Origin of the sequence: Rhizobium sp. BK316, from assembly GCF_014193695.1 — a bacterium.
GTDB lineage: Bacteria > Pseudomonadota > Alphaproteobacteria > Rhizobiales > Rhizobiaceae > Rhizobium.
In genome coordinates, this window is sequence record NZ_JACHZR010000006.1 from 46351 (window position 1) to 68905 (window position 22555).

45 protein-coding genes and 3 tRNA genes are annotated in these 22555 nt (G+C 56.4%); 32 read left to right on the top strand and 16 right to left on the bottom strand.

What is annotated here, in order from left to right; translation table 11 throughout:
• Window positions 1-8: 8 nt before the first annotated feature.
• The 10 genes from FHT87_RS25460 to FHT87_RS25505 all read right to left on the bottom strand — a co-directional run bounded on the left by FHT87_RS25460 (window position 9) and on the right by FHT87_RS25505 (window position 3990).
• Window positions 9-341 (bottom strand): hypothetical protein, encoded by a 333-nt coding sequence (locus FHT87_RS25460; RefSeq protein WP_183805554.1) that lies wholly within the window; start codon window positions 339-341, stop codon window positions 9-11.
• A gap of 4 nt (window positions 342-345) precedes the next feature.
• Window positions 346-585 (bottom strand): hypothetical protein, encoded by a 240-nt coding sequence (locus FHT87_RS25465; protein WP_183805556.1) that lies wholly within the window; start codon window positions 583-585, stop codon window positions 346-348.
• Between the two features lie 242 nt (window positions 586-827).
• On the bottom strand, window positions 828-1385 hold the full coding sequence (locus FHT87_RS25470; RefSeq protein WP_183805882.1) for a hypothetical protein: 558 nt from the start codon (window positions 1383-1385) through the stop codon (window positions 828-830).
• Window positions 1386-1390: 5 nt separating this feature from the next.
• Window positions 1391-1825: a hypothetical protein gene (locus tag FHT87_RS25475; protein ID WP_183805558.1), complete on the bottom strand. Its 435-nt coding sequence runs from the start codon at window positions 1823-1825 to the stop codon at window positions 1391-1393.
• A 52-nt stretch (window positions 1826-1877) separates the two neighbouring features.
• A complete protein-coding gene (locus tag FHT87_RS25480) occupies window positions 1878-2135 on the bottom strand; it encodes a hypothetical protein (protein WP_183805560.1) in 258 nt (85 codons plus the stop codon).
• Window positions 2135-2305 carry a hypothetical protein gene (locus FHT87_RS25485; RefSeq protein ID WP_183805562.1) on the bottom strand — a complete coding sequence of 57 codons (171 nt, stop codon included), beginning with the start codon at window positions 2303-2305 and terminating at the stop codon, window positions 2135-2137. Before FHT87_RS25485 ends, FHT87_RS25480 begins: the two co-directional genes overlap by 1 nt.
• A gap of 183 nt (window positions 2306-2488) precedes the next feature.
• Complete coding sequence (locus FHT87_RS25490) at window positions 2489-2737, bottom strand: hypothetical protein (protein ID WP_183805564.1); 249 nt, start codon at window positions 2735-2737, stop codon at window positions 2489-2491.
• 172 nt (window positions 2738-2909) lie between these two features.
• Window positions 2910-3419 (bottom strand): hypothetical protein, encoded by a 510-nt coding sequence (locus FHT87_RS25495; protein WP_183805566.1) that lies wholly within the window; start codon window positions 3417-3419, stop codon window positions 2910-2912.
• Complete coding sequence (locus FHT87_RS25500; protein WP_183805568.1) at window positions 3413-3754, bottom strand: hypothetical protein; 342 nt, start codon at window positions 3752-3754, stop codon at window positions 3413-3415. Before FHT87_RS25500 ends, FHT87_RS25495 begins: the two co-directional genes overlap by 7 nt.
• Window positions 3751-3990, bottom strand: coding sequence for a hypothetical protein (locus FHT87_RS25505; RefSeq protein ID WP_183805572.1), 240 nt, complete (start codon window positions 3988-3990; stop codon window positions 3751-3753). Before FHT87_RS25505 ends, FHT87_RS25500 begins: the two co-directional genes overlap by 4 nt.
• An 81-nt stretch (window positions 3991-4071) precedes the next feature.
• Here FHT87_RS25505 and FHT87_RS25510 point away from each other — a divergent pair, with 81 nt between their 5' ends.
• Together FHT87_RS25510 and FHT87_RS25515 are read left to right on the top strand one after the other, a co-directional pair.
• Complete coding sequence (locus tag FHT87_RS25510) at window positions 4072-4536, top strand: hypothetical protein (RefSeq protein WP_183805573.1); 465 nt, start codon at window positions 4072-4074, stop codon at window positions 4534-4536.
• A gap of 265 nt (window positions 4537-4801) precedes the next feature.
• Window positions 4802-5056 (top strand): Arc family DNA-binding protein, encoded by a 255-nt coding sequence (locus FHT87_RS25515; RefSeq protein ID WP_183805574.1) that lies wholly within the window; start codon window positions 4802-4804, stop codon window positions 5054-5056.
• A gap of 241 nt (window positions 5057-5297) precedes the next feature.
• On the opposite strand, the gene FHT87_RS25520 is transcribed toward FHT87_RS25515, so the two are convergent.
• On the bottom strand, window positions 5298-5627 hold the full coding sequence (locus tag FHT87_RS25520; RefSeq protein WP_183805575.1) for a helix-turn-helix domain-containing protein: 330 nt from the start codon (window positions 5625-5627) through the stop codon (window positions 5298-5300).
• Between the two features lie 266 nt (window positions 5628-5893).
• Between FHT87_RS25520 and FHT87_RS25525 the strand changes: the two genes are divergently transcribed.
• The 27 genes from FHT87_RS25525 to FHT87_RS25650 all read left to right on the top strand — a co-directional run bounded on the left by FHT87_RS25525 (window position 5894) and on the right by FHT87_RS25650 (window position 18930).
• Window positions 5894-6124 carry a hypothetical protein gene (locus FHT87_RS25525; RefSeq protein ID WP_183805577.1) on the top strand — a complete coding sequence of 77 codons (231 nt, stop codon included), beginning with the start codon at window positions 5894-5896 and terminating at the stop codon, window positions 6122-6124.
• 58 nt (window positions 6125-6182) lie between these two features.
• Window positions 6183-6590, top strand: a complete 408-nt coding sequence (locus FHT87_RS25530; protein ID WP_183805579.1) for a hypothetical protein — start codon at window positions 6183-6185, stop codon at window positions 6588-6590.
• Between the two features lie 68 nt (window positions 6591-6658).
• Complete coding sequence (locus tag FHT87_RS25535; RefSeq protein WP_183805581.1) at window positions 6659-6949, top strand: hypothetical protein; 291 nt, start codon at window positions 6659-6661, stop codon at window positions 6947-6949.
• Window positions 6950-6974: 25 nt separating this feature from the next.
• Window positions 6975-7664: a pentapeptide repeat-containing protein gene (locus tag FHT87_RS25540; protein WP_183805583.1), complete on the top strand. Its 690-nt coding sequence runs from the start codon at window positions 6975-6977 to the stop codon at window positions 7662-7664.
• 50 nt (window positions 7665-7714) lie between these two features.
• Complete coding sequence (locus FHT87_RS25545; RefSeq protein WP_183805585.1) at window positions 7715-8080, top strand: hypothetical protein; 366 nt, start codon at window positions 7715-7717, stop codon at window positions 8078-8080.
• Between the two features lie 13 nt (window positions 8081-8093).
• The gene (locus FHT87_RS25550; RefSeq protein ID WP_183805587.1) at window positions 8094-8462 is read left to right on the top strand and encodes a hypothetical protein; all 369 of its coding nucleotides are present in this window, start codon (window positions 8094-8096) and stop codon (window positions 8460-8462) included.
• On the top strand, window positions 8459-8872 hold the full coding sequence (locus tag FHT87_RS25555; RefSeq protein ID WP_183805589.1) for a hypothetical protein: 414 nt from the start codon (window positions 8459-8461) through the stop codon (window positions 8870-8872). Before FHT87_RS25550 ends, FHT87_RS25555 begins: the two co-directional genes overlap by 4 nt.
• Window positions 8872-9132, top strand: coding sequence for a hypothetical protein (locus tag FHT87_RS25560; RefSeq protein ID WP_183805591.1), 261 nt, complete (start codon window positions 8872-8874; stop codon window positions 9130-9132). Before FHT87_RS25555 ends, FHT87_RS25560 begins: the two co-directional genes overlap by 1 nt.
• Complete coding sequence (locus FHT87_RS25565; protein ID WP_183805593.1) at window positions 9132-9422, top strand: hypothetical protein; 291 nt, start codon at window positions 9132-9134, stop codon at window positions 9420-9422. The genes FHT87_RS25560 and FHT87_RS25565 overlap by 1 nt, the downstream gene beginning before the upstream one ends.
• Entirely contained in the window at window positions 9419-9655 is a 237-nt protein-coding gene (locus tag FHT87_RS25570) for a hypothetical protein (RefSeq protein ID WP_183805595.1), read from the top strand. The genes FHT87_RS25565 and FHT87_RS25570 overlap by 4 nt, the downstream gene beginning before the upstream one ends.
• A complete protein-coding gene (locus FHT87_RS25575) occupies window positions 9648-10664 on the top strand; it encodes a hypothetical protein (protein WP_183805596.1) in 1017 nt (338 codons plus the stop codon). The genes FHT87_RS25570 and FHT87_RS25575 overlap by 8 nt, the downstream gene beginning before the upstream one ends.
• Window positions 10661-11527 (top strand): recombinase RecT, encoded by an 867-nt coding sequence (locus FHT87_RS25580; RefSeq protein ID WP_183805598.1) that lies wholly within the window; start codon window positions 10661-10663, stop codon window positions 11525-11527. Before FHT87_RS25575 ends, FHT87_RS25580 begins: the two co-directional genes overlap by 4 nt.
• Window position 11528: 1 nt before the next feature.
• Complete coding sequence (locus FHT87_RS25585; RefSeq protein ID WP_183805600.1) at window positions 11529-12437, top strand: hypothetical protein; 909 nt, start codon at window positions 11529-11531, stop codon at window positions 12435-12437.
• Window positions 12430-13056: a hypothetical protein gene (locus FHT87_RS25590; protein ID WP_183805602.1), complete on the top strand. Its 627-nt coding sequence runs from the start codon at window positions 12430-12432 to the stop codon at window positions 13054-13056. Before FHT87_RS25585 ends, FHT87_RS25590 begins: the two co-directional genes overlap by 8 nt.
• Before the next feature lie 252 nt (window positions 13057-13308).
• Window positions 13309-14577, top strand: a complete 1269-nt coding sequence (locus FHT87_RS31040) for a hypothetical protein (protein ID WP_210277915.1) — start codon at window positions 13309-13311, stop codon at window positions 14575-14577.
• On the top strand, window positions 14570-14968 hold the full coding sequence (locus FHT87_RS25600; RefSeq protein WP_183805604.1) for a hypothetical protein: 399 nt from the start codon (window positions 14570-14572) through the stop codon (window positions 14966-14968). The genes FHT87_RS31040 and FHT87_RS25600 overlap by 8 nt, the downstream gene beginning before the upstream one ends.
• Window positions 14965-15477 carry a hypothetical protein gene (locus FHT87_RS25605; protein ID WP_183805606.1) on the top strand — a complete coding sequence of 171 codons (513 nt, stop codon included), beginning with the start codon at window positions 14965-14967 and terminating at the stop codon, window positions 15475-15477. The genes FHT87_RS25600 and FHT87_RS25605 overlap by 4 nt, the downstream gene beginning before the upstream one ends.
• Window positions 15470-15637, top strand: coding sequence for a hypothetical protein (locus FHT87_RS25610; protein WP_183805607.1), 168 nt, complete (start codon window positions 15470-15472; stop codon window positions 15635-15637). The genes FHT87_RS25605 and FHT87_RS25610 overlap by 8 nt, the downstream gene beginning before the upstream one ends.
• Entirely contained in the window at window positions 15634-15912 is a 279-nt protein-coding gene (locus FHT87_RS25615; RefSeq protein ID WP_183805609.1) for a hypothetical protein, read from the top strand. The genes FHT87_RS25610 and FHT87_RS25615 overlap by 4 nt, the downstream gene beginning before the upstream one ends.
• Window positions 15905-16033 carry a hypothetical protein gene (locus FHT87_RS31440; protein ID WP_281411233.1) on the top strand — a complete coding sequence of 43 codons (129 nt, stop codon included), beginning with the start codon at window positions 15905-15907 and terminating at the stop codon, window positions 16031-16033. The genes FHT87_RS25615 and FHT87_RS31440 overlap by 8 nt, the downstream gene beginning before the upstream one ends.
• Complete coding sequence (locus FHT87_RS25620) at window positions 16026-16229, top strand: hypothetical protein (RefSeq protein ID WP_183805611.1); 204 nt, start codon at window positions 16026-16028, stop codon at window positions 16227-16229. The genes FHT87_RS31440 and FHT87_RS25620 overlap by 8 nt, the downstream gene beginning before the upstream one ends.
• Window positions 16226-16483: a hypothetical protein gene (locus tag FHT87_RS25625; RefSeq protein ID WP_183805612.1), complete on the top strand. Its 258-nt coding sequence runs from the start codon at window positions 16226-16228 to the stop codon at window positions 16481-16483. The genes FHT87_RS25620 and FHT87_RS25625 overlap by 4 nt, the downstream gene beginning before the upstream one ends.
• The gene (locus FHT87_RS25630; protein ID WP_183805615.1) at window positions 16480-16848 is read left to right on the top strand and encodes a DUF6283 family protein; all 369 of its coding nucleotides are present in this window, start codon (window positions 16480-16482) and stop codon (window positions 16846-16848) included. Before FHT87_RS25625 ends, FHT87_RS25630 begins: the two co-directional genes overlap by 4 nt.
• On the top strand, window positions 16845-17267 hold the full coding sequence (locus FHT87_RS25635) for an HNH endonuclease (protein ID WP_183805617.1): 423 nt from the start codon (window positions 16845-16847) through the stop codon (window positions 17265-17267). The genes FHT87_RS25630 and FHT87_RS25635 overlap by 4 nt, the downstream gene beginning before the upstream one ends.
• On the top strand, window positions 17264-17578 hold the full coding sequence (locus FHT87_RS25640; RefSeq protein WP_183805619.1) for a hypothetical protein: 315 nt from the start codon (window positions 17264-17266) through the stop codon (window positions 17576-17578). The genes FHT87_RS25635 and FHT87_RS25640 overlap by 4 nt, the downstream gene beginning before the upstream one ends.
• Window position 17579: 1 nt before the next feature.
• Window positions 17580-17798 carry a hypothetical protein gene (locus FHT87_RS25645; RefSeq protein WP_183805621.1) on the top strand — a complete coding sequence of 73 codons (219 nt, stop codon included), beginning with the start codon at window positions 17580-17582 and terminating at the stop codon, window positions 17796-17798.
• Entirely contained in the window at window positions 17788-18930 is a 1143-nt protein-coding gene (locus tag FHT87_RS25650) for a hypothetical protein (RefSeq protein WP_183805623.1), read from the top strand. Before FHT87_RS25645 ends, FHT87_RS25650 begins: the two co-directional genes overlap by 11 nt.
• A 49-nt stretch (window positions 18931-18979) precedes the next feature.
• On the opposite strand, the gene FHT87_RS25655 is transcribed toward FHT87_RS25650, so the two are convergent.
• Both FHT87_RS25655 and FHT87_RS25660 read right to left on the bottom strand, forming a co-directional pair.
• A tRNA-Gly gene (locus tag FHT87_RS25655) sits at window positions 18980-19053 on the bottom strand.
• 24 nt (window positions 19054-19077) lie between these two features.
• Window positions 19078-19162 (bottom strand) — tRNA-Tyr (locus FHT87_RS25660).
• Between the two features lie 204 nt (window positions 19163-19366).
• Here FHT87_RS25660 and rlmB point away from each other — a divergent pair.
• Both rlmB and FHT87_RS25670 read left to right on the top strand, forming a co-directional pair.
• Window positions 19367-20257 carry a 23S rRNA (guanosine(2251)-2'-O)-methyltransferase RlmB gene (rlmB, locus tag FHT87_RS25665; protein ID WP_183730086.1) on the top strand — a complete coding sequence of 297 codons (891 nt, stop codon included), beginning with the start codon at window positions 19367-19369 and terminating at the stop codon, window positions 20255-20257.
• Window positions 20258-20443: 186 nt separating this feature from the next.
• Window positions 20444-20599 carry a hypothetical protein gene (locus tag FHT87_RS25670; protein ID WP_183730088.1) on the top strand — a complete coding sequence of 52 codons (156 nt, stop codon included), beginning with the start codon at window positions 20444-20446 and terminating at the stop codon, window positions 20597-20599.
• A 95-nt stretch (window positions 20600-20694) separates the two neighbouring features.
• Here the strand turns inward: FHT87_RS25670 and FHT87_RS31045 are convergent, their stop codons facing one another.
• From FHT87_RS31045 to FHT87_RS25680, 3 genes are all read right to left on the bottom strand, one after another.
• Window positions 20695-20973, bottom strand: coding sequence for a hypothetical protein (locus tag FHT87_RS31045; RefSeq protein ID WP_210277916.1), 279 nt, complete (start codon window positions 20971-20973; stop codon window positions 20695-20697).
• A complete protein-coding gene (locus FHT87_RS25675) occupies window positions 20974-21321 on the bottom strand; it encodes a hypothetical protein (protein ID WP_183805625.1) in 348 nt (115 codons plus the stop codon).
• Window positions 21322-21426: 105 nt separating this feature from the next.
• A tRNA-Thr gene (locus FHT87_RS25680) sits at window positions 21427-21502 on the bottom strand.
• A 275-nt stretch (window positions 21503-21777) separates the two neighbouring features.
• On the opposite strand from FHT87_RS25680, the gene FHT87_RS25685 reads away from it, so the two are divergent.
• Window positions 21778-22551 carry an NAD kinase gene (locus FHT87_RS25685; RefSeq protein ID WP_183730094.1) on the top strand — a complete coding sequence of 258 codons (774 nt, stop codon included), beginning with the start codon at window positions 21778-21780 and terminating at the stop codon, window positions 22549-22551.
• Window positions 22552-22555: the final 4 nt, after the last annotated feature.

The window sequence follows — 22555 nt, forward strand, 5'->3', positions numbered from 1 at the left end:
CGTTGCCCTCAGAATGATTGCGGCGGGGCGTAAAAGCAGCGGAGGGTGTCTTCGTCTGGATAGAGGCAGGCGTGATATCCGCCGTCTGTCGCCTCGCGCACCTTGTCGTAGGGAATGAAGAAGACGTGTTGCCGCGTCACAAGGCGATGGTCGCCCGGATTCAGTGAAATTTGGTAGCCACCCGAGACGGCCTTGACGCTGCGGGATGGAATAGGCTGGCAATCTCCGCTCATGCCATCGCCATTACAGCAGTAGGCACTGTATTCCATGCCGCTCGGGGCTGTGTGCCCATAAGCAGAACCTGCAACGAGAAGCGCCGTGAGAAGAACTGTCTTGCGCATGGCCTCAGTCCTTCTTGTGAACGGTGGTCTTGAGATAGCCGCCGATGAAGCCAAGTGCGGCTCCGAGTTGCCACATCGTCAAGCCTTCGGTATCGACGCCGATCCGGTGAAGGAAGCCGAGGATTTCAGTTGAGAACACGAGGCCGACAAGCCAACCAGCGAGCGCTCCGAACGCGACTCCGAGGATCGGAGATACAAGCGTCAGAACGAGGCTGAACAGCACGATAGATGCAATCTTTTCCATTTGACCCAACCTTTCGAAAATGTCGGGGAGGCATTTGCGCCGTCCCCGACCAGTTCACCATCACCTCTTGGGAGGAGGATTAGGGCGACGGTGTCGTACCCAACCAAGACGGAGAGGATTCCGGCTTGCGAAATTCGTGTGCCCTTAGCGGGTGGTGCAGATGAAGAAGGCGACAAGAAACGCCGCTATCGATGCAGCCACGCCAACAGTTGCAAAAGCGTCAGGCCAGCCCATGGATCACCTCACGCTGCTTCATCTTCGGAGAACGGATCGGAGTCTGCCGGTGGAGAGGGTTCCTCTTTCGTCGCCTGCGCCTGGATGCGGGCCATGATGTCCGGCAACTCGGTTTCGTATTCCTTGCGTCCAGCGTCGTAAGACGATAGCCAGAGCTTGTCGTCGGATGACCCAGCATCGTAACAGGAGACACGGTCAAGACCGTTCAGTCCGGCGAAGAATCCCTTGGCTTGGATCATCCCTTCGGCATCAACCCGATCAACGCGCGAGAACAGATCGCCCTTGATGTTTGGATCGGGGATCAGACCCAAATAGGCCAAATTCTCCATATCGCGCTTCAGCTTATCGACCGGCTTCTGCTGGTCTTCGGCCTCGAAGGACTTCAGCAGATGGTCGAGCTGCGATGACGGGATGCCAGCGGCCTTGGCATTGAGCCGGTTTGCTTTCTTGTCGGCAGCGAGAGCCTTTGCCCTTGCTGCAATATCCCTGTCTGTCCGGTGGTAGTAGGCGAGCGTCACTCGCCGCTGTTGCTCTGCCTTTTGGCTGTTATCGCCTATTGTCGTCATCACGTTTAGCGTCCTTTCGCTCGCTCTTTCGCAGCGCGCACTTGCGCCGCCAGATCGTCCACATTGTCTTTAAAATCCGCCACAGCATCATGGCCGTGAGTCTCCTCGATAGCCTTCACGTCGTTCTGTAGCTGCGCGATAAGGGAGTTACAGAGGTTCAGGTAGGCCAGACGGATGCGCTTGCTAAGCCCAACGTCCACACCCTTCCTCTGCCCCTTCATCAGACGCTTGAAGCTGATTGCCGACATACCGCACTGACGGGCAACCTTGCTCAGGGCGCGCTCCTCATCGCCCCATCCGGCACTCTCGTGCCGATACATTTTGTTGGCGAGTAACCTCGCCTCCTCCGGGCTAAATGCGTCGATTACGCACGACATCTTTTTCGCCTCATTCCCTGTTTTGGTTTTGACTGATGAATGTTGACTTTCTGAGCAGTCCATGAACGAAAACCCCGTTATGTTGGTCCTCGTTCGGGCGGTGCAGAGAAAGGAATTAACCGCCGCTATTGAGCGACAGACGTTGATAGACATTCCGAACGCTAAGGCTACCAACCGGAGCAGACGGATATGGAGACTGAACACCGAGGAGAAGGCTTCGCTGCTGCGAAACAAGACGAAGCGCTTCGCTCTCGTGGATGTGCAAGAAAGACGCGATATCGGAGGTATCGTTGCCTGCTTTGAACAGGTTATAGGCAACAGCCTGCCGATCGCGGTCATCGAAGATGGAGTCGTGTCGAGTACGGTTCGACATCACGCGGCATCCGTGGAATTGAGGTGCTTGACGTAGGCGGTCAGATCGCCTTCCAAAGCTGCCTCATCGATTTCTTCCCGTGCACAGCGTCCATATACACGGCAGGCTGCGAGGACGAAGAATGTGACGAAGATTGACGCGCCACCGAATGCCAATAGGAAATTGCTCATTGCCGAAATCTCCGTTCATTTGTGCGTTCGCTACCCGCTTCAACAGCGTCCCTTGCATCGCAATGCGGGATGGAAAGGCTATCGCCAATGATGCGGTCGAAGTCGGATTCCAAGCGTTTCCACTCTTCGGAAGAGCGGGCTTTCTGTGCGGCCTGGATGAGACGTTTGCCGGAAGTGGTCATATCAGTCGAACCTCACGGTGTAGCCCTTGAGAACGCCGCCACAGACAACGCCTCTGATGTCGTGCCCTTTGGCATCCTTCGCAGTGAACGAGGAACGGTATGTGTCCTCCTTACCGCACCCAAACCATGAGTAACCGCCGATAACGACATCGCTCAAACCCTGCCCTTCGAGAATGCGTTTTGCCTTCGTGTGGTCAACGCCACAGCCAGCGAGAACGGAAAGGCATGCAATTGCGACAAGCTTTCTCATGCTACTCGCTCCTTCACCGCAACGGGCTTCGTGTATGTCTTGCAGTCGGTGCAAAACCTTTCAATGAATTCCGCGACACTCAATACCCGCTCGCATGTCGGGCAGTGGTGGACTGTATGAACGGGCTCAATGGGCGATTGGAGACCGGTGATGAGCTTGGGGGATGGGTGGGTCATGCTGCGGCCCTCCACTCGTTTGGAAGAAGAGACTTGTTTCCGCGAGCAATCTTTGGGCGCTGCTTTTTCGGGATGCGATTGAGTTGAAAGACGAGGGTATAAACGTCCTTGACCTTTGGGTTCGCATCTATGCGGTCGCCCCACAGGATGCGAGCTGCACGCCAGTAATCTTCGATACCATCGAGCTTGCCCACCTTGACGCCATTGGCACCAAGGAATGCGCGAACACTACTTTCCGCCGAAGACATATTACCGATATCGGACTTAGCTTTCTTACCGGCCACCTTCGTGCGAATGAACAGTTCAAGACGAGAGAGCAACCGCTCCCCGTTCTCATCGGATCGATCATCGAAATTGAAGCCACCGAATTCTGTCAGAGCATCATCGTCGAGATCAGTGGCAACGTTCACCGCAGCCCAGAACTTCGTGAAGCCTTCTTCGCTGAGATTGCAGCGCTGAAACTTGAGGCGAGCGGCGCAGAACGGATATGCGGAGACGTTCAGCATGTGCCGTCCTCCCGAATGAGGTTTGGCCATTTCGCCTTGGCTTCGAACATGCGTTGGTCAATACCATGCAGGTGTTCGACTTCTTCAGGAGCCGGTATCCTTGACCCGAGAAATTCCAAAAGCTCAGGGAACTCCCAGAGAATGTCCTGCCGCCCATGATTGATCACAGAGGAGACGACTTTGCGAAGGAGACTAACCGGATTGATATCAAGCTCTCCGGTGCAATCCTGCGATTTTCCGCTTACGAGCTGTTCTTCCTGCTTCGCCAGCATCCTCTCGATACGATCTGGCGTGAGGAGATTGCTGGAACACATAGGACATTTGATCGCGCTCATGCCGCAGTCTCCGGTTGCTGCGAAATGCGCTGGCGGGCGAGCCACTCAAAGGTGATGCCCTCTATTTCCTTCTCTGCGGAGATGGCGATCACCTTGGGCCAGTGCTCGGGAGCAATGCTATTTCGCTTATGCATCTTACGAGCAGCCTCATACCCGCAGCCCATATCGGCCGCGAAACCAGCTATCGTTTTCCACTCGGAGATGAGGTCTTGGACAGTGCTTGGATTTTTGCTCATGCCTATTCGTACAAAACGTACGAGAATAAATCAAGCGCAAATCGTACACCTTGGACGACAAATTTCAGTCATAAGATGGCAATGACCGCACCGAACGTACGATTGCAGATGGCGATGGAAGCTGCCGGCGTCAAAAAGCCGGCTGATGCTGCAAGGAAATTTCGTGAAATCAATCAGAATACGATTACCAGCCACGCTAACGGGAATAAGCCGTTAACCAAAAAGGCGGCGACAATGTACGCCAGGCTGTTTCGCTGCTCGGCGAGCTGGCTTCTTTTTGGGGAAGGCCAACCACCGGGCGGTCAACCTCCAAAGACCGAGGAATGGCTGGACCGCATCAAAACCACCGCAACGGAGGCAGTTATGTCTGGGGCCGACAGCAACGAAGTAGTCAACGCCTTACTCGACGTGATCTCTACGATTCGACAAATTGCGGAACAGAAACCCGAACTTCTTCCAGAAGCGAAAGAGGTTGTTCGACGAGCTGCCGCGCAGTCTCGCACTCGGAAAAACGATGGCAAAGAAAACAATGGAGAACGACATTAACTGCCGCAATCTCCTGAACCGACATCCCCGATAGACTCTCGACTGCCCCTGCTAATTCCATATCACCCGACACAACCCCACCCTGCCTTTTGTTGATTTTTAATGCACCTGATAATTGCTCGTTCTTGAGAACGAAATAGGAACATCTTCCTAACCCGTAAGTCAACCCTTTTATTCGCCCGCCTCAGAGCATGGCACATCCACGGCACATTGCCACCATACTTGCACCATTTTCAGCACTGATAATTTCCCCCATAAGGCAATAATGCCACAGCACGAAGATCCTCGTCATAACTTGCGACTCCCGCCGGAACTGAAGAAAAAGCTCGCCCATTCCGCCGTGGACAACGGCAGAAGCATGAACGCTGAAATCTTGTCCAGGTTGGAAAAGTCTTTCGACCCGTCCCCGATAAATGACGTAAGCGCAGCACTTCGGGGTGTACTCGCTCTTGACGATGCTGACCGCGCCGAAGCCGCCGCGCTCCTATCGAAAATCGCCGCGATCCTCGCAAAAAAATAAGGGATCGTTCGTGGCCGAGCATTCGAATATATAATCTACCCCTACGTTAGCAATAGGGAAAACGTGGGTATCAAAAAAGGGTGAGTAGCGGACGGGATTTCAGTCTGCTTTTAGCGCTCTCCCACCCTTCCAACTACTCCCCTCAGAGCAAGAACCTTATTAACAAACAAACTATGTTATTAAGCCTACCGTTATTAGGGGGGGCGCTAGTGCACCTTTGCCAAGGGGGCGCTAGTGCACCCTAGAGAACTTCCCATGCGAAGATCAGCCGGTATTGATTGACGGCACGTCCGCGCCTTCCACGCTGCACTTGGTCCTTGTCGATCAGTTTTTCATCGACCAGCTTCGCGACAGCTCGTTTGACTGTCGAAGGGCTTAAGTTCAGATCTTTGGCGATCGTCTTTTGCTGGTGTTTAGTGTGATTGTCGCGCCGGTTCATGTGCATGGCGATGAAGATAGCCACCCTTTGGCAATCTGCGGAGAGATACGAGCGCCCCAAGATGTGGCGAATCCATTCGTCCCTGTTCCGATACCACCTTCCCGCATCGGATAACTCCGGCTCGTTTTCCATCTTCACCTGTCCAATTTTGAGATTCCGCTGAGGCGACAATCGCGCCGTCATCCGTGATGTACGATTAAAAAAACACCCGAACAAGGAAAATCGTACAAAGCGTACTTGACCTGCAATCGTACAAAGCGTACGAATGTCTACATCAACCGAAACGGAATGACCCCGCGAAAGCGAAGCACTGAGAAACCGGATCGGCTGATCATCCACCCCAAGCATACGACCTGGGCATGTCGGAAAACTGCCCCAACGGATTGAGGAGCGAGACGATGATCTTGAATGAAATGCACATGATGCCGCGTACTCGCGCAGCCCATGAACGGCTTAGTGCTCAGATCGAAGCTCGTCGTGCCGCGGATTTCAAGGCGGATATCGACTCTCACCTTCTCCGCTGGAGCGAGCCTCCGTGCACGCTCGACGAGGCCCGTTGGTACGACAAGAACGAGCCGAACACGAGTGCTCGTGATGCCGCCGAAGACATCATGTTCCAGCGTTACTAACCACACCAGAAACCGCGCAGGGCTCGCGTTACAGCCCAACAGATTCACCGGAGAGGGAATGAAGATGGACAGCAAGGAAATCCAGAAGCGCGTTGATGAAATCTCTCAGGCTATGACGGCCAAGGGACTTCGCGAGCCGAACGTACAGGCCACGATCGAAAGCAACGTCCAGCCCCACGTTTACCTCAAGTGGAAGGACGTGACTGCTCCCGCAGCTGCGATCCTCAATCACGAATACAAGTTCATCAGAGCCGGATCGATCATCGCATGTCTGGATGAGGCAGACAAATTCGTTTCCGACATGCCTTCTGCTGATGAGACCCGCATGAAGCAGTTCATGGGTGCGCTCGCCAACGTTATCGAGCTTGGCAAGGACAACGGCATGGATGTCGCGTTTATCAACCCGCTCCAAGCCACCATGAAGAAGCTCTCCGAAAACATCCTGACAGATCAACGCGCAGCCTAACACACCCACCCACCGCCCCGCCCGCCCCAAGCGAAGGCCGGGGACTGTGTGAAGAGAGGAATACGGACATGCCAATGATCAAGCGTTACGCGATTGCCCGCCGGTCCGGTTTTGCCACGGAATATTACGACGGCTGCGAAACCGCCCGTTACGACGGCTGGTCCGAATTCCGCACGGATGCCGATGAATTCCGCACCTATGCCAAGGCAAAGCGTCGGGCCGACCGGATCGGTGGAGAGGTTTTCTCCTACGAGCGCTTCTCCGACATCCCGGACACGTTCGCGGTTCCGGTGATCGTTCTTGCGCCGTCAGTGGGCTCACGGCTTGAGCGCCATTTCACACAGATCGCAGCCGAATAATTCAACCAAACAATCAGAGGGTACCATGCAGTTTAACGTTCTTGACCGCTTCAGCGGCGAAGTGAAGTTCACAGCCGAAATCGACTGCGACGAAAACGCGTTGCTTTCGGTGAAGCTTGGCCTGGCAGTGAAGTGGGCTATCAAGGAAAAGGCCGACCTGCGCTCCGCCAACCTGAGCTCCGCCAACCTGCGCTACGCCGACCTGCGCTACGCCGACCTGCGCTCCGCCGACCTGCGCTACGCCAACCTGAGCTCCGCCGACCTGCGCTACGCCAACCTGAGCTCCGCCGACCTGCGCTACGCCAACCTGAGCTACGCCGACCTGCGCTACGCCGACCTGCGCTCCGCCGACCTGAGCTCCGCCAACCTGAGCTCCGCCAAGAATGCGGAATTGGCTATCGCCATGACGCGCATTCTTCCCGAAGGCTCCCTCATCGGCTGGAAGAAGTGCATGGATGGCGTGATCGTCAAGCTCCGCATTCCGGAAGAAGCAAAACGTTCTCACGCCTTCGGTCGCAAGTGCCGCGCTGAGTATGCCGATGTTATCGAAGTCATCGGCGGCGAGTTCGGGATTTCGCTTCACGACCGCAAGACGAAGTACGTAGCCGGCCAGCGCATAACGCCCGACAAGTTCGATGAGGACTGGGCCGAGGAATGCTCCAACGGCATCCACTTCTTTGTGACGCGGTTGGAGGCCGAGAACTACAGCGGCTGACCGCCACCCACCCCCACGACAGACTGAAATAAACTAGAGGACGTAAGGCGATGAGCAACACCTTCGACATGCGTGAATTCAGCGCCGAAAATCTTGAGCGCTGCACATCTCCGGAAGTCTTCAACCACAAGCTCGATAGCTGGTCTTTGTCAGACTGGATGACAGCAACGCTTGGCGAACTCGGCGAGGCGGCAAACGTTCTCAAGAAGCTGAACCGCGTTCGTGACGGCATTCCAGGCAACAAGGAAACTCCTGACGAGCTGCGCGGGATGCTTGGCGACGAAATCGCCGACGCGTTCATTTACCTAGACCTATTCGCTCAGGCCGCCGGCATAGACCTCCCGTCAGCTGTCAGATCCAAGTTCGAAAAGACGAGCCTCAAGATCGGCTACGTCCGCCCCTCCAATAACGGCTGAGGAGGCCGGTACGATGAAGAAAGAACACATTCTGGCTTTGGCCGATCTGATCGAGGAGCAGGAGCACACCGAAGAGGATGATGCTGAAGGCTTCACAATGACTGCAATAACGCACGACTGCGGCACGCCTGCATGCATTGCAGGATGGGCAGCTTGGGAGGCTCTAGGGCGCCCAAGCGGTCATCTGTACGATGTTGCTTGTGACTTGGAAGGCGAAGCAACGGATTATCTAGGGATCAATCCCATGAAGGCGGATCTCCTGTTCTATCCGCCCGAAGAAGTGGGCTTATACCAGGAGATCACCCCTTCCCAAGCCGCCGCCACTCTCCGCCATCTCGCAGAGACCGGTGAAGTCGATTGGACTGTCGGAGGTGTGAAATGACCATTTCCGCCTCCACCCTCCGCAACATCATAGCGATCCTTCGTAACATTGACCGGGACCAGATCGACTCTGTTCTCTCTGCCGGTGAATGGATCAAATTCCGAGACGACCCTTACGGCTCATTCCTACGCATGAACGACGAACAGCAAGACGCTATCGCCCGTATCGTGTCGGAGCGGCTAGGGCCGAAGCCCGTCGATGAAGATCAGGAATGGCTAGAAGCCCTAGAAGAGCACGAAACATCCTGGCTGTCACCGGCAGAACTTGCTGAATGCGAAGCGCGTGCCGCCGCTGCGTCCGACTTCCACGGCGAACCGCCAGCGCTCAAGTCTGCGCTGACAAGAAAGCAAGAGCTTGAAGAAGGCGAAAGAGACTTCGCCGATGGCGAGATGCCCGGAGGGTTCAACTGATGGCAGACGTAAACATTACGCCACGCATCTCCTGCGACAACTGCGGGTTCACCGCTGATAAGGTTCAGGAAGCGTTTTCACAGAACAAGTCGTTCAAGAAGCCCGGCGCTTGGGGCTCTCTGAAAATCGAAGGCTCCCGATCCGCTGATAGTTACGGCGGCAAGGAGAAGCTGGATTTCATCGACCTTTGCCCGACCTGCGCTACTGCCGCTCTCGATGCTGCGGCATCAAGGCTCAAGATGATGCGGGGTGAAGAGTGATGAACACGAACCTTATCAGAGTAGCAGCATCAGACATTGAGAAAAACCAGAAGGCTTTGAGCTGGTTCGAAGAATACGGCCACAACCTTCTTTCCAGAGACAGAGGCAGCTTCAAGATTGCTGTTACGCTATACGCCGCGTCTGCATGCGTAGGCGCGACAGAAGCAACGGAAATGCTGTCAGCCTATGCCGCCTCAATGATCGAGGACATTCTGATGACGGCGCAGAAGGGTTGCGCCAATACGATCGAGATCAGGCGAGATCAAATTAAGCAGGAGATAGGCGAATGACCATCTTTTGCTCCATGCGCACCGTCGAATGCACCTGCACGCAAGACGAATGCCGCGCTGCAAAGCCTCAATCTCTCGCTGCCGAACTTATGGTTCCATCGTGGAAGACGCAGCTAGCCGTCTGTGTATTCGGAGGGGTTATCGCCGGCATAACCGCATTCGGAATTCTCGGTAGCCAGGAAGGCTATTTCAAACAGATCGATCTTGCACAACAGGAGAGCCGTCGTGGCTGAACAATCAATTGGCGCTTTGGCACAGAAGGTCATCGGCCCGTGGGCTTGGTGGCAAGCAGCATTGAAGAACCCCGCCGCTATCGGAAAGACGCTCCCTGTTCATGATGGCGATCCTCAGCAGGGCTATTACCGCGTCCGCTACGGCAAGGATAAGCCGTTCGAGCCTGTCGCGATCTGGAAGGACGAGCAGGGCAACTGGATTGCGTATCGAGCGGGACGCGAAGTTCGCGCCGAAGACATCTGGACGAGCGTCTGCCGCAATCCTGTGAGCTATGAAGCATATGTCAATGCCGATGAAGGCAAAGGCTGGCCCGACGATGACAAGGTTGTTGCCGCCCAGGTGAAGCCACCGGAACCGACAGTTGGTGACAACTCTGGCGCGGCAGATGAAGCCGCAACACTCATGGATCAGATCGAGGCGGCTCTCGCTGGCATGGATGCCTACAAGGCTATTTCCGATGATGCCACGGCGGCAAAGGCGCTCTCACTGCGCAACAGACTGAACGAGCTTTCCCGCGAAGCAGATAAGATCCGCACCAAGGAAAAGGAACCGCATCTTGAGGCCGGGAAAGCCATAGATGCCAAATGGCAACCTTTGGTGAAGAAGGCAAAGGCCGGAGCCGATCAGGTTCGCGATTCTATCGGCGCATGGGAGACGAAGAAGCTCCAGGCAGAACGCAAGCGACAGTACGAAATTGAACAGGCCCGTATTGCCGCAGAGAACGCCGCACATGAGCGAGACGGCGAAACCGCTGCATTGGACGCGCCACAGGCCGACGCCATTCCTGAAGGCGCCACGGGACAAATAAAGGCTACCTATGGCAAGGCCGCCAGTGTCTCGGCAAAGGTGTTCCTGAAGGAAGTCACTGACTATGCCGCACTGTATGCCTACATGGCCGGTCGCGAGGAAGTGCAACTCGTGCTTCGCCAGCTTGCGCAGCGCGCGCTCGATGCGGGCCGCACAAACATCCCAGGCATCACCACTGAAGAGAGGGCAAACGTGAGATGAACGCTGTAGCTGAAATCAGGCCGAAATCCGTCCTGCTCGACATGGCAAACCGCTACGGCATGGAGCCGCCGGCATTTGAAGCCACGGTTCGCGCCACATGCATGAAGCCCGACAAGAACGGGAAGGTTCCTTCTCGTGAAGAGTTTGCGGCGTTCCTTCTCGTCGCGAAGGAATACAATCTCAACCCGCTTCTGAAGGAAATCTATGCATTCCCAGCGAAGGGCGGCGGAATCGTACCAATAGTCAGCGTAGACGGGTGGGTTAATCTCATCAACAGCCAAGACGCATTGGATGGAATCGAATTCGCCGTAGAACACGATGACAAGGGCGCTCTCGTTTCGATCACATGCCGAATCTATCGCAAGGATCGGTCGCGCCCGATTGAGGTCACTGAATATCTTGTCGAGTGCGTGCGGCAGACAGAGCCGTGGGCAATGAAGCACAGGATGCTTCGCCACAAGGCTCTCATCCAGTGCGCTCGTTATGCGTTTGGTTTCGCTGGAATCTACGATGAAGACGAAGGCGAGAAGATCGCCAACATGAAGGATGTCACGCCCCCGAAGCCGCCGGCACCTCCTGCCCCCCCATCTGAGGACACAGCAGAAGTTATCGAAGAGCGCCGCGTGGAAAAGGTAATCGATGGCGAAATCATCAATCCACATGAGGACGCGAACGGCATATATCTCGACCCGACGCAGTTCTTCGAAACTATGGAAGCCGAAATGGCGCAGGCAACCACGGCTGCAGATGTTGAGGAAGTATGGACGGCCCGCGACCCAATGGCTGTCTTCGATGGTGACGACATCAACCAGGGAATTGCCAAAGCCATCAAGAACCGGCGCCTGAAGCAGATCGGAGGCTGACATGTCGAAGGGAGATTTTCCGGCGCTGCGAATGATCATAGAAGGAGGCAGGCTTTCCCCTGCTGCTCAATTCGATCAGGAGCGACTGAATAGTTATCGCCGCGGTACTGTCGTCTATGTTCGCTTCACAGAGGAAAAGGATCGCGTTCTTGTACGCAAGTGGTGGGCAATCCTTAGCCTTGTCGTCAAGCAGTGCGATACGCCGTGGAAGACAAAGGAAGAGGCCAGCGAGGCAATCAAGCTCGCTCTCGGTATCGTCAATCTTTCGAAGACGGTCGGAGGTCAGTTTATGCAGTATCCGAAATCCCTTACCGAACTCGACGACCCGGAGATGACCGAAGCTCTGGAGAATATGACCGAGCTTCTATCACGCATGACTGGCGTTGATGTTGCGACCTTGAAAAAAGAAACGGCTCATATCCGCGAAGAGGATCACGATCCATCAACCGGCGAAATCATTGAACAAGAACCCGGCGAGCGCCCTCTCGCCGGCGCAGACGAGTCCCCGCATAATTCCTCGTCTGCCGAGCCTGCCGATCACGCCCCCGATTTGGCAGGCTCACCCCATACCGACACAACGGATTCCCGTGGCGGATCTGTGTCGGTCGAGTCCTTCGGTGGTGGTGGCTCGACATCGTCACCGGAGGCTCCAACCCTTATCGACTGCGCTCGTGAAATGCTCTCTCTCACCGTCATGAGTTATTCGGATGACGAAGAGCGGGTAGCCGCCATCGGACAGTGTGCTGGTGAATGGAAGGTGAAACTTCCTGACGATCAGAAGAAGATTGATTCTATCCTCATCGCTGCAAACGCGGTCTCCACAAAGAACAGGACGCTTCTCCAAGCCCGGTCTTTCCTTTCCGGTGTTCTTGAGTGCAGTTTGGAAGATCTGGAGAGCGATAATGGATGAATCTAGTTCATGCTCGATTTCTGGCTGCGACAAGCTTCAGTACCGCAAGGGCTACTGCCAAGCGCATTACAGGCGCCTTTTGCGGCACGGGGACCCGCTAGCAGGCGGCACGTTTGAAGGTGACCCCCTGCGCTTCATCAACGAAGTCGCCATGCTCCACACTTCCGACGAGTGTCTGTCTTGGCCGTTTAGCAAGGGCAGAAACGGCTATGGACAGATCAGGATCGACGGCAAGACGGCTACTGCTTCTCGCTACGTCTGCGAACTCGCACACGGAGCTCCTCCAACTCCAAAACACGAGGCGGCGCACAGCTGCGGCAAAGGCCATCTCGGATGCATCAGCCCTGGGCATCTGGACTGGAAGACGAAGACAGAGAACCAAGCTGACAGGTTAGTCCACGGCACGCTGATGCGTGGCGAACGACACGGCCAAGCCAAGCTCACAGAGAATGACGTACGCGATATATTGGCCCTGAAGGGCAATGTGACGCAAAGCAAGATGGCTAAGCGGTTCGGTGTGACGCGCCAGACTATCAGTTACATCCAATGCGGTAAAAGACGGGCTTGGCCTACTGATGGCCCGTCCACCCTCCGCAGCCAGTCTGAACCGGTAGAGTAAGGGGAAGGATATGGAAATCGTCGAACACGCATGGGCGGCATTCTGGCCGTCCGGAACTCCAAGGGCGTTTATCCTCGCAAATACAGCTCGCGATACCCGTAGGGCATCATGCGAAGCGATTGGCAAAACGTGGGCTCGGGAAGGTGGAACGGAGATGCAGGGTTGGAAGCGTGCTTATCGAGCTGGGTGCCGGGTTGGGCGTGTCACTTTGCGTCTGAACCCTGCATACTTCCCTCATCAGGAGCCCAAACAATGACCGGACAGACAGATCATGAGAAGGCTATTGACGCTGCTGTTGCCGCATATTGGGCGGCTTTCACAATGGATGATGAATATTCCCGGCAAGAGATTGAAGCGGCAATAAGCGCCTATCTCAAAGCCCGCAATGCCGAGCCGGTGGCATGGTACATGATTGACGGCCTTGGATGCTATTACATCACAATGAGCCGTGCACAAGCTAAAGCATGGCCTTCGGCAACGCCACTCTACGCCTCACACTCTCCATCTGAAGGAGGAGGAGCGGAGGGCCGCCGCATGACTGTTGTCGAAAAACTTCAGCGCGTTCTCCAAACCATGACGAGCGACGACGTGTCTGCCGCCAGATCTCCGAATCGCGAACGGTTCGTAGAGCGCTCGAGGCTTTTGCTCGAATGCATTGAGGAACTTGGCTCTCCGTCGCCCGTCCCACTTTCAGCCGGCGGAAGATACATCAACCCGGCAAACGGCGTTGTCTTCGTCGTCGCGGGAGAAGACGACGACGTCGTCTCATTCAAGGCCGAAGGCAGTGAGACGCTGCGGTATCTCGGCCGAGCCGAGTTCGACAAGCGTTTCGAACCGGTCTCCCCATCGCCCTCGCCACAAACGGTGGTGCCCTCCATTGAGGGCGGACGCTTCGAAACATGGTCGCTGGCTGACTTCGCAGGCCAGTGCCGCATGCAGGCTCGTGAGCAGCTCGATCCGGAATTCTCGCAGTTCATGGCGGCGCTCGGGCAAAGGCTTGCTGAGGTCGCATCTCTGCTCGACGACCCTGTGCCCGATGCCATGCTGGCCTTCGTCGATAACGTTGATCGATGGGGAGCATTCGAGTGGTTCAATCGAATGGCGTGGGCTATTCGCGCGCAAGACAAGGCGGTCATTGAGGCCTACCGCGCCAAGGGAGACATGCCTATCCTAGACACGTTCAAGAACATCGCCCTTTCGAGTGCGATGCGACTGGTACGCGACTATGAAGACGAGGTTCGTCTATCCCTCGCGACAAGGCCCGCTCCCGCTGAACATGTGCTTGGGGGTGATCAGCACCCTGACGATATCGCCGTCGACCAATTTGCCGCCGCCATGAAAGCCAAGCTTGCCAAGAAACGCGAGGAAGGCCGCGGCGGCTGGGACGATCCAAAGCAATGCTCACTCTCCCACCTCGGCAAACTCCTCGTCGAGCACATCGAGAAAGGCGATCCCGTCGATATCTGCAACTTCGCCATGATGATCCACCAGCGCGCAATTACGGAGGCCGATCATGGCTGATCGCAAAACTAAGACGTTCCCGATAGACGCCGTCATGTCCACGCTGACCGGCTTCCTCGTGTCAGAGAGTGGCATTGGATGCGTTTATGAAGTTCTCAACTGGATGACGGGCGAGAGCGTCTACACGCATCAGATCCCGCGCATCAGCCGCGAGGCGCGCCCCGTGCTGCTGGCGGAATACCCTGACATGCAAGGCGCAATCGACGAGGCGAAACAGGTCAACGGTGAGAACTGGCGCGACTGGCTCGCCACATGGACAGAGCGCTACGGCACAGAGATCGCCGTGCCTGTCATGAACATTGCAGAGCACGAGCGCATCGATCCTATGTCGGAACTGGCAGAGATGGTCCCATCCGACCGCATCATCGCGATTGGAGTTGAGAAGCCATGACAAACGCTGTCACCCCTGCCGGCTGGAACGATCCTGCTACCGCACCGAAAAACGGCACCATGCTTCACCTGCTGATCCTGCCAGGTCAGGAGGAATTGGACGCCTTCACTTCATTCCACGATAGCCGCGACCCGTACGAAACAATTGGCTTCAACCAGCTTTCGGACACGACGGTAGATGAATGGCGGTTCGCCGGCTGGGACTGGTGCCACGATTGCATCACCGATGGTCATGGCGAGGTTATAGGCTGGCTGCCCTTCGGCAAGACGCCATCCCCCAAGACAAATGTGCGGGCGACCGACAGCTTCGGAAATGACCTTATCGAGCGCGAGCTTGTGTCCATCGTCCTGCGCATGTCCCGTCATCTTCAGGCCGTGGAAACGCCCGCTGCCAAGAAGCTCAATGACGGTGCGCTCGACTATCTACGCCGCAAAGGGCTCATGCCTTCTCCACTGCGGGCTGATGAAACCGTCGTGCAATCCGCAACGGAGGGCAGCGGCGATGCCTAAAGTCATATTTGATCAAGAGGATGTGCGCAAAGCCGTCGATGCGGGTTTGAAGAAAGTGAACCTGATCGAACTCGCGAATGACGACGTGCTTAGGCTTGATAGACTGGACGAGTTCATGTCCGCGGCCCTAGCCGCCTTATCGGGTAGGGTGAAAAAATGACCGACCGCAGTAACCGTCGTGAGGTTCGAAACCCTGTGCTCGCTCTGCCGGCAGTGAAGCGGCTCGATGATTTGTCGCCGGAAGCCCGTGAGATCGTCGCCGATATCCTTGGTGACCTAGTCACCGATGCCCGCAACCGCGCACAGCAATCTTGGTCGAAGAATAAAGGCCCGATGGCCGCATATTGGAAGGCAGTCGGCGCCTATGCCCACCACTTCCGCCGTGTTGTTCGGTCGCCATCACCCTCGAAGGGAAAGGTGGGGTCCGATGTCTAATCCCACCCACCAGCCCAACCCCGTAAAGCAGCTACGGGCCATTGCCGTATTGATGGCAAAGCAGGCTGCGGAGAACGAGCGGGTCGAGCGAGAAGAAAGGGAGATTGCCAAGGATGTTTGAGCACAGGATCAAACATGGAATCGTGACCCTCTGCATAGTCAAGAGCGAGGATCGCAAGGCTGCAATCAATGCAGCGGTAAAGCGTGTCATCGAATTTCAACGAAAGGGCTTCACGCCTAGGATCACCAACGTTGATGCCGAAACATGGGCGCTCGTTGAAGATGTTCATAACTGGCCAAAGACGGTGGTGCAATGATGTGGACGCCTTACGAGATAGAAATCATCCTGCACCACAACTGCAGCCTTGCGCCGTTCGAAAGGAACACCGCTCCCAGCTATTGGCCAACCGTCAAGCGCCTCGTGGATGTCGGCATCTTGCGTCGGGGTGATATCGAAAGCCCTGTCGAGACGACGGATCTAGGTAAGGGCCTCGTCCGTCTCTGGTGCGAGACTCCTATACCGGTTCAGCAGTTCGTTGACCCACGTTTCATGGGAGGTGGCGCCGAATGACATCCTTCATGAAAGAGCCATGCGCTCATTGCCCCTTCCGTCGAGACGTTCGCCCTTTCCTCCATGTAGAGCGGGCTGAAGACATCGCCTACTCGGCGCAGAACCCGTATTCGGAATTCCTGTGCCACAAGACCATCGAACACGATGACGAGACGGGCGAAGGGATTGCGACCCGAAAGTCTCTGACATGCGCCGGGTTTCTGTCCATGCAGATCAACGAAGCAGGGGTAAAGCCGCCTCGTGGGTTCAAAGTCAGTGAATTGGCATACGACAACTGCCGCGAGATGATCGACGCCTATTGCGATGAAGAAGAAGGTAATTGGAAACCACCTGCATGGCTCCTGAAGAAGGAGCCTGCAACATGAGCCGCCGCGAATTTTCCCGTAACCAGAAAGAGCAGATCGTCGAGCGTGCCCGTACCGCCTCTGGGAACGTCGCCTGCGAGCGTTGCGGCTTGGTGCTGAAGAAAGGGGCATGGGAAATCGATCACGTGATTCCCGAGGCTCTACGACCGGAAGCCGACAAGCAGCGCAAGATAACCATCGCCGAAGGCCAGTTGCTAGGCTTCTGCTGCCATCGCGGCAAAGACGGCAAGACGAACGATGATGTGAAGAAGATAGCCAAGGCCAAGCGGGTTTATAATGCCGCTCACGGGCTCAAGGCGGCCACGCAGAAGCCCATTCGCAGCGCGGGCTTCCCTCAGTCACCAAAGGCTGCAAAGCGACTCCCTAAGCCCGCGTTGCCGCCAAGGGCCATGTTCAAACCGGTGGATGAGTCGAGATGAGAGGGACTGTAGAGCAAGCCATATCGGACGCCATTGACGAGATCAATCGCCTACGCATCGAACTTGCTGGCAAAGAGACGGAATCTCTAGGGTACCTCAAGGCGGTTGGCGAATTACAAAAGCGCAACGATGACGCAGCAGACGAGATCGAGCGGCTTAGGAAGGCATTGGAGCCGTTTGCCGATGAAGCCGCCTGCTATGATCCCGACAACGGAGATGGCGATGATACAGTTTGGGCAACACCGGCATATTTCAAAATCAGGGATCTCCGACGCGCCAGGGCTGCTCTCGACGCTGTAAAGGATAGGTAGGATGACGCGAGCCGCTTTTCGCCAAGCCGACATGGAGCGCATCTTCCGAGCCGCCAAGTCTCAGGGGATGGCGGTAACGATCGATATCAAAACGCTGGTTGTCACCGCTATCCCCGATATCCACAAGCAGAAAATGGTTGACGCCCCCTCAATTGACCCAGGCATGGTTCCATCGGGCAATCTCGCCCCTGATGGAAAGGAAGATTGGGATGAGGACTGATAGGCCCGGTTACCAGTACCGGGATAACAAAGATGGGTCTCGCGCCCACTACTGGAATCCGAAACGGGCGGTCAAGGGAGCACCTGCCGCCCTTTCTGCTATCCGGCTTGATGATGGTTTATCTGATGAGCAAATCGCCGCAGAATGCCAGCGCCGAACAAACGAACTAAAAGCCGAACTCGTAGAACGCAGCGTCCCGCATCAGTTCGACGGCACAATCAAATCCCTGATTACCTGCTACCGGAATGACAAGACCAGCACCTTGCATTCCGTGAAGCATTCAACTCGCATAAGGGATTATGAGCCGAGCCTTCGTGTGCTAGAAAAGAACGTCGGGAAACGTCGCGTTGACGCATTGCGGGCTTCCGACTTCCGGGAGTGGTTTGCCAATTGGCGCAAAAAGGGCCACAGAAGGGCGTCAGGCGCGATCAAGCTCTTGCGGGTGATAATCTCCTATGGAGCAGGAGAACGCTTCCACGGCTGCGCACAGGCCAGACTGATACTGTCTGACATGCGATTCGAGCAGCCGGCGGCGCGTACCGTGGCAATGACCTACGACCAATGCCTAGCAATCGTGAAGAAAAGTGCCGAACTCAAATGCCCCTCGATTGGCTTTGTCGAGGCCGTCAAGTTCGAAACGGCTCTTCGCCGCATCGATGTCATCGGGGAATGGGCGCCGCCGCCCGGTGGTGGGGAATTCCGCTGGTCGGGCCTGATGGCCAAGGACATATCAAGAGATATGATCCTGTCGCTCAAGACGAGCAAGACCGGTGCTGCGGTTGCACGCGATCTGAAAGAATATCCACTCGTCCAGGAGGCTTTAAAAGCCTACCGCATTCCCGATATTGGCCCTGTTGTCATCGATGAAGATCACGGCAAGCCATATTGGGAGAACCGCTATACGGAAAAATTCCGTAAGGTTCGCGATGCGGCTGGAGTTCCTTCGAACGTTTGGTCGATGGATTCCCGAGCTGGGGCTGTCACGGAAACGGAGGAGGCTACTGGCTCTCTGGAAGATGCCAGCAAATTGGCAACCCACAGCACGACGAAGACGACTCGGCGCTATAGCCGGGGCGACGGTTTGGAAAAGAGCCGGGAAATAGCGAAGGCTCGTGCCAAAAAGCGCGGCTGACACGGCATGACACGGGTGACACGCCTGTTATCTAAGTAATTGAAAGTATTGGAGCGGGTAGCGGGAATCGAACCCGCGTATTCAGCTTGGAAGGCTGCTGCTCTACCATTGAGCTATACCCGCGGGGTGGTCCGATCCAATGACGAATGGTGGAGAGAGTTGGATTTGAACCAACGTAGGCTGAGCCAACGGATTTACAGTCCGTCCCCTTTAACCACTCGGGCATCTCTCCAGTTTTTCGTCCGGATCTTGAAGACCAAGTTCGTCAGACTTTGAAGCGTTGCCGCCCCGTCGTCTGCGCCGCGTATATGACCGGACGATTTCAGTCTGTCAACACGATGACAATGGAAAATACAGGAAAAATTTCATTGTCCGTTGAAAGCCGGCGCATGAAAGAAGGCCTATGCGGCAACAAGCGCCATCGTTATAAAGCCGCATGAGCAAAGATAAAAAATCCGGCGGCACGCCCGCCACCGACAAGTCCGCAAAAGACACGCATTACGCAACGCTCCGGCGCGCGCACCGCGACGCCAAGCGCGAACGCGGCGAAATCCCGACACCAGCGCCGCAGAAGCGCAAGCGAGGCGCTGATGACTGGAAGCCGCCGGCGCTCGCCCCCGATCAGGTCTTCCTCTACGGCCTTCATACCGTTCGCGCCGCGCTTGAAAACCCTGAACGCAAAAACATCAAGCTCTCGATCACGCAGAACGCGCTTGCGCGACTGGAGGTCGATCCCGACGTGATCGGCATTCCGGTCGAAATGGTTTCGCCGCAGGATATCGACAAGGTGCTCGGCCCCGAAGCGATCCATCAGGGCGTGCTGCTGGAAACGCGCCCCCTGCCCGTCCGGCGACTGGAAGCGCTGAAGGACAGCCCGCTGCTTCTCGTGCTCGATCAGGTGACCGATCCGCACAATGTCGGCGCCATCATGCGCTCGGCCGTCGCCTTCAACGCCGGCGCCGTCATCACCACCCAGAGACATAGCCCGACCGAATCGGGCGTGCTTGCCAAATCGGCTTCGGGCGCGCTGGAGCTCATACCTTATATACAGATCACCAATCTCTCGGATGCGCTCGGCGAGTTGCACAAGCTCGGCTTCTTCACGATCGGTCTCGATTCGGAAGGGCCGGCGCCGCTCGAAGGCACATTCTCAGGCGGCAGAATCGCGTTGGTGCTCGGCTCCGAAGGCAAGGGCTTGCGGCAGAAGACACGGGAGACCGTCAGCGCGCTCGCCCGCCTCGATATGCCCGGCGCCATCAAATCGCTGAACGTGTCGAATGCCGCGGCGATTGCCCTTTATGCGGCAAGGCTGCACCTGAAGGCATAGGTGTCAATGCCCGGCTTCTCGGGCAGCCACCACCAATATGTCGTGGACAGAGGCAAGGATTGCCGCGCTTGCGGTTGAACACCTTCGTTCATGGTCCATATTCCGCCTTGGAAAAGGCCAGCCGGTCATTGTACTCGGCTATACATTCTTTTTTCCAGGGGCGCCGGCAAAAAGGAAATCCACATTATGGCATTTCGACCGCTGATCTTCGGCGTTCTCTTCATCGCGGTCCTTGTCATGATCATTCTGAGCCTCATCTGGGTCGATAAATCGCATCCGATCCGGCAGCCCGACCCGCTCGCGCCGACGGCACCGGCAAATCCGCCCCAGCCAGCGCAATAGCCGGTCCGGAACCCACCAAGCTGTCGGATGTTCAATCCCGCAAGACAAACAGGGATTTAAATGTTCGTGCGCCCGAAGATGCCGTCGTTGCCGTCTCAGCGAACGAGGCGCAGGACGTTATCCTCGATATCACGAAGCAGCTTTGCGCGGCTGGCTCCATCGTCGCCGGCATCGTCTTGATTGACGACCCCATGAAGGGCGTTGAACAAAAATATGGCGGTGAAAGCCGGGTCCGCCAACGACCATGCGCCTTCGCGGTTTCCTTCTGCGAGCAGTTCCGCCTGCGACCGAATACAGGTCGCGCAAAAATCCCGTCGCAAGCTCGAAATCTTGCGACGGGATTTTGTTCGGGGTTGGAAGGCGGCTTGCCTCACTCAGCTCCGATAGAGCCAATAGGGTCCGCCGTGATGGCGCCGCCAATATTGACGCTCGCGCCAACGCTCTTCCTGCCACGGGCTCCAGCGGCGCTCATAACCCCAGGCCGGGCGCCAGTAACGACGTTCACGCCAATGGCGGCGCTCGCGCCAGTCACGGCGATCGCCCCAATCCCGATCGCCCCTATCGCGATCACCCCAATCCCGATCGCCGCCACGGACCTGGATCACATCGCTCCGTTGCGAGACGGCAGGACGGTCGAGAGGGACAGCCGCAGCCGGGGCTACGGCGGAAAACAAAGTACCGGCCGAAATGGCGGCTGCTAGGAGAAAACTGGAGATCCTCATGGCTCACTTCCTCGTTTCTGATGAAGCGAGAATGATCGAGCGCGTCTGAATTGCTGCTGAATCGACCCTTCAGTCTCTGTTCATGTAATGGAATGGCTGGAAAACTGGTGCCCCCGGCAGGGTTCGAACCCGCGACCCCCTGATTACAAATCAGGTGCTCTACCAACTGAGCTACAAGGGCAATGGCTGCGAAGTAGCAGATTCTGATCTTTTGTAAAGAAAATTTGCCCTTTCCGGCAACGAGGCAAATCTATCCACAGCGGAGGTTTTGTGCCATCGGCGCTTCGATAAGGATTCAATTCGAGCGCGGACGTAACCTGCTGCGGCATATCGATCGAAGGGCGGCGGCCTATCTCTTTGTTTCCAGGATCGCCCAAACTCCGGCAGCAGACGCAAAACGTCTTGTCGTAGAAGCCCTTTATCCTTTAGCTAGAGCAGCATAACAAAGGGCATTGCATGGGCCGGTCATTTCAGACGCTTTCTTTTATCGCCTCGCCGACCACGGAAGCGCTCGCCGCGCGAGACGAGCTGATTCGCCTTTACGGCGATGTGCCCGCAAACGAGGCCGATGTGATCGTCGCGCTCGGCGGCGACGGCTTCATGCTTCAGACGCTGCACAGCACGATGAACAGCGGCAAGCTCGTCTACGGCATGAATTGCGGATCCGTCGGCTTTCTGATGAACGACTACAAGACGGACGGCCTGCACGACCGCATCTGTGCCGCCGTCGAGAATGCGTTTCACCCACTGAAGATGACGACATCCAATGCCGACGGCAGCAACTCGTCGGCGCTTGCGATCAACGAAGTCTATCTTTTCCGGCAATCCTATCAGGCAGCGAAGCTCAGGGTGGAAATCGACGGGCGCGTGCGGCTGGAGGAGTTGATCTGCGATGGCTTGATGGTGGCCACGCCTGCCGGCTCGACCGCCTACAATCTTTCCGCCCACGGTCCGATCCTGCCGCTTGACGCGCCCCTCCTCGCCATGACGCCGGTTAGCGCCTTCCGGCCGCGGCGCTGGCGCGGAGCGCTGCTTCCCAACCGGGTGACCGTCGACATCCATATATTGGAAGCCGAGAAGCGGCCTGTGAATGCGGTCGCAGACAATACCGAGATCAAATCCATACTGCATGTGCGCATCGCCCAGTCCGAGGACATGACGGCACGCATCCTTTCCGATCCCGACCGCTCGTGGTCGGACCGGATTCTGGCGGAACAGTTCGAGGATTGAAATG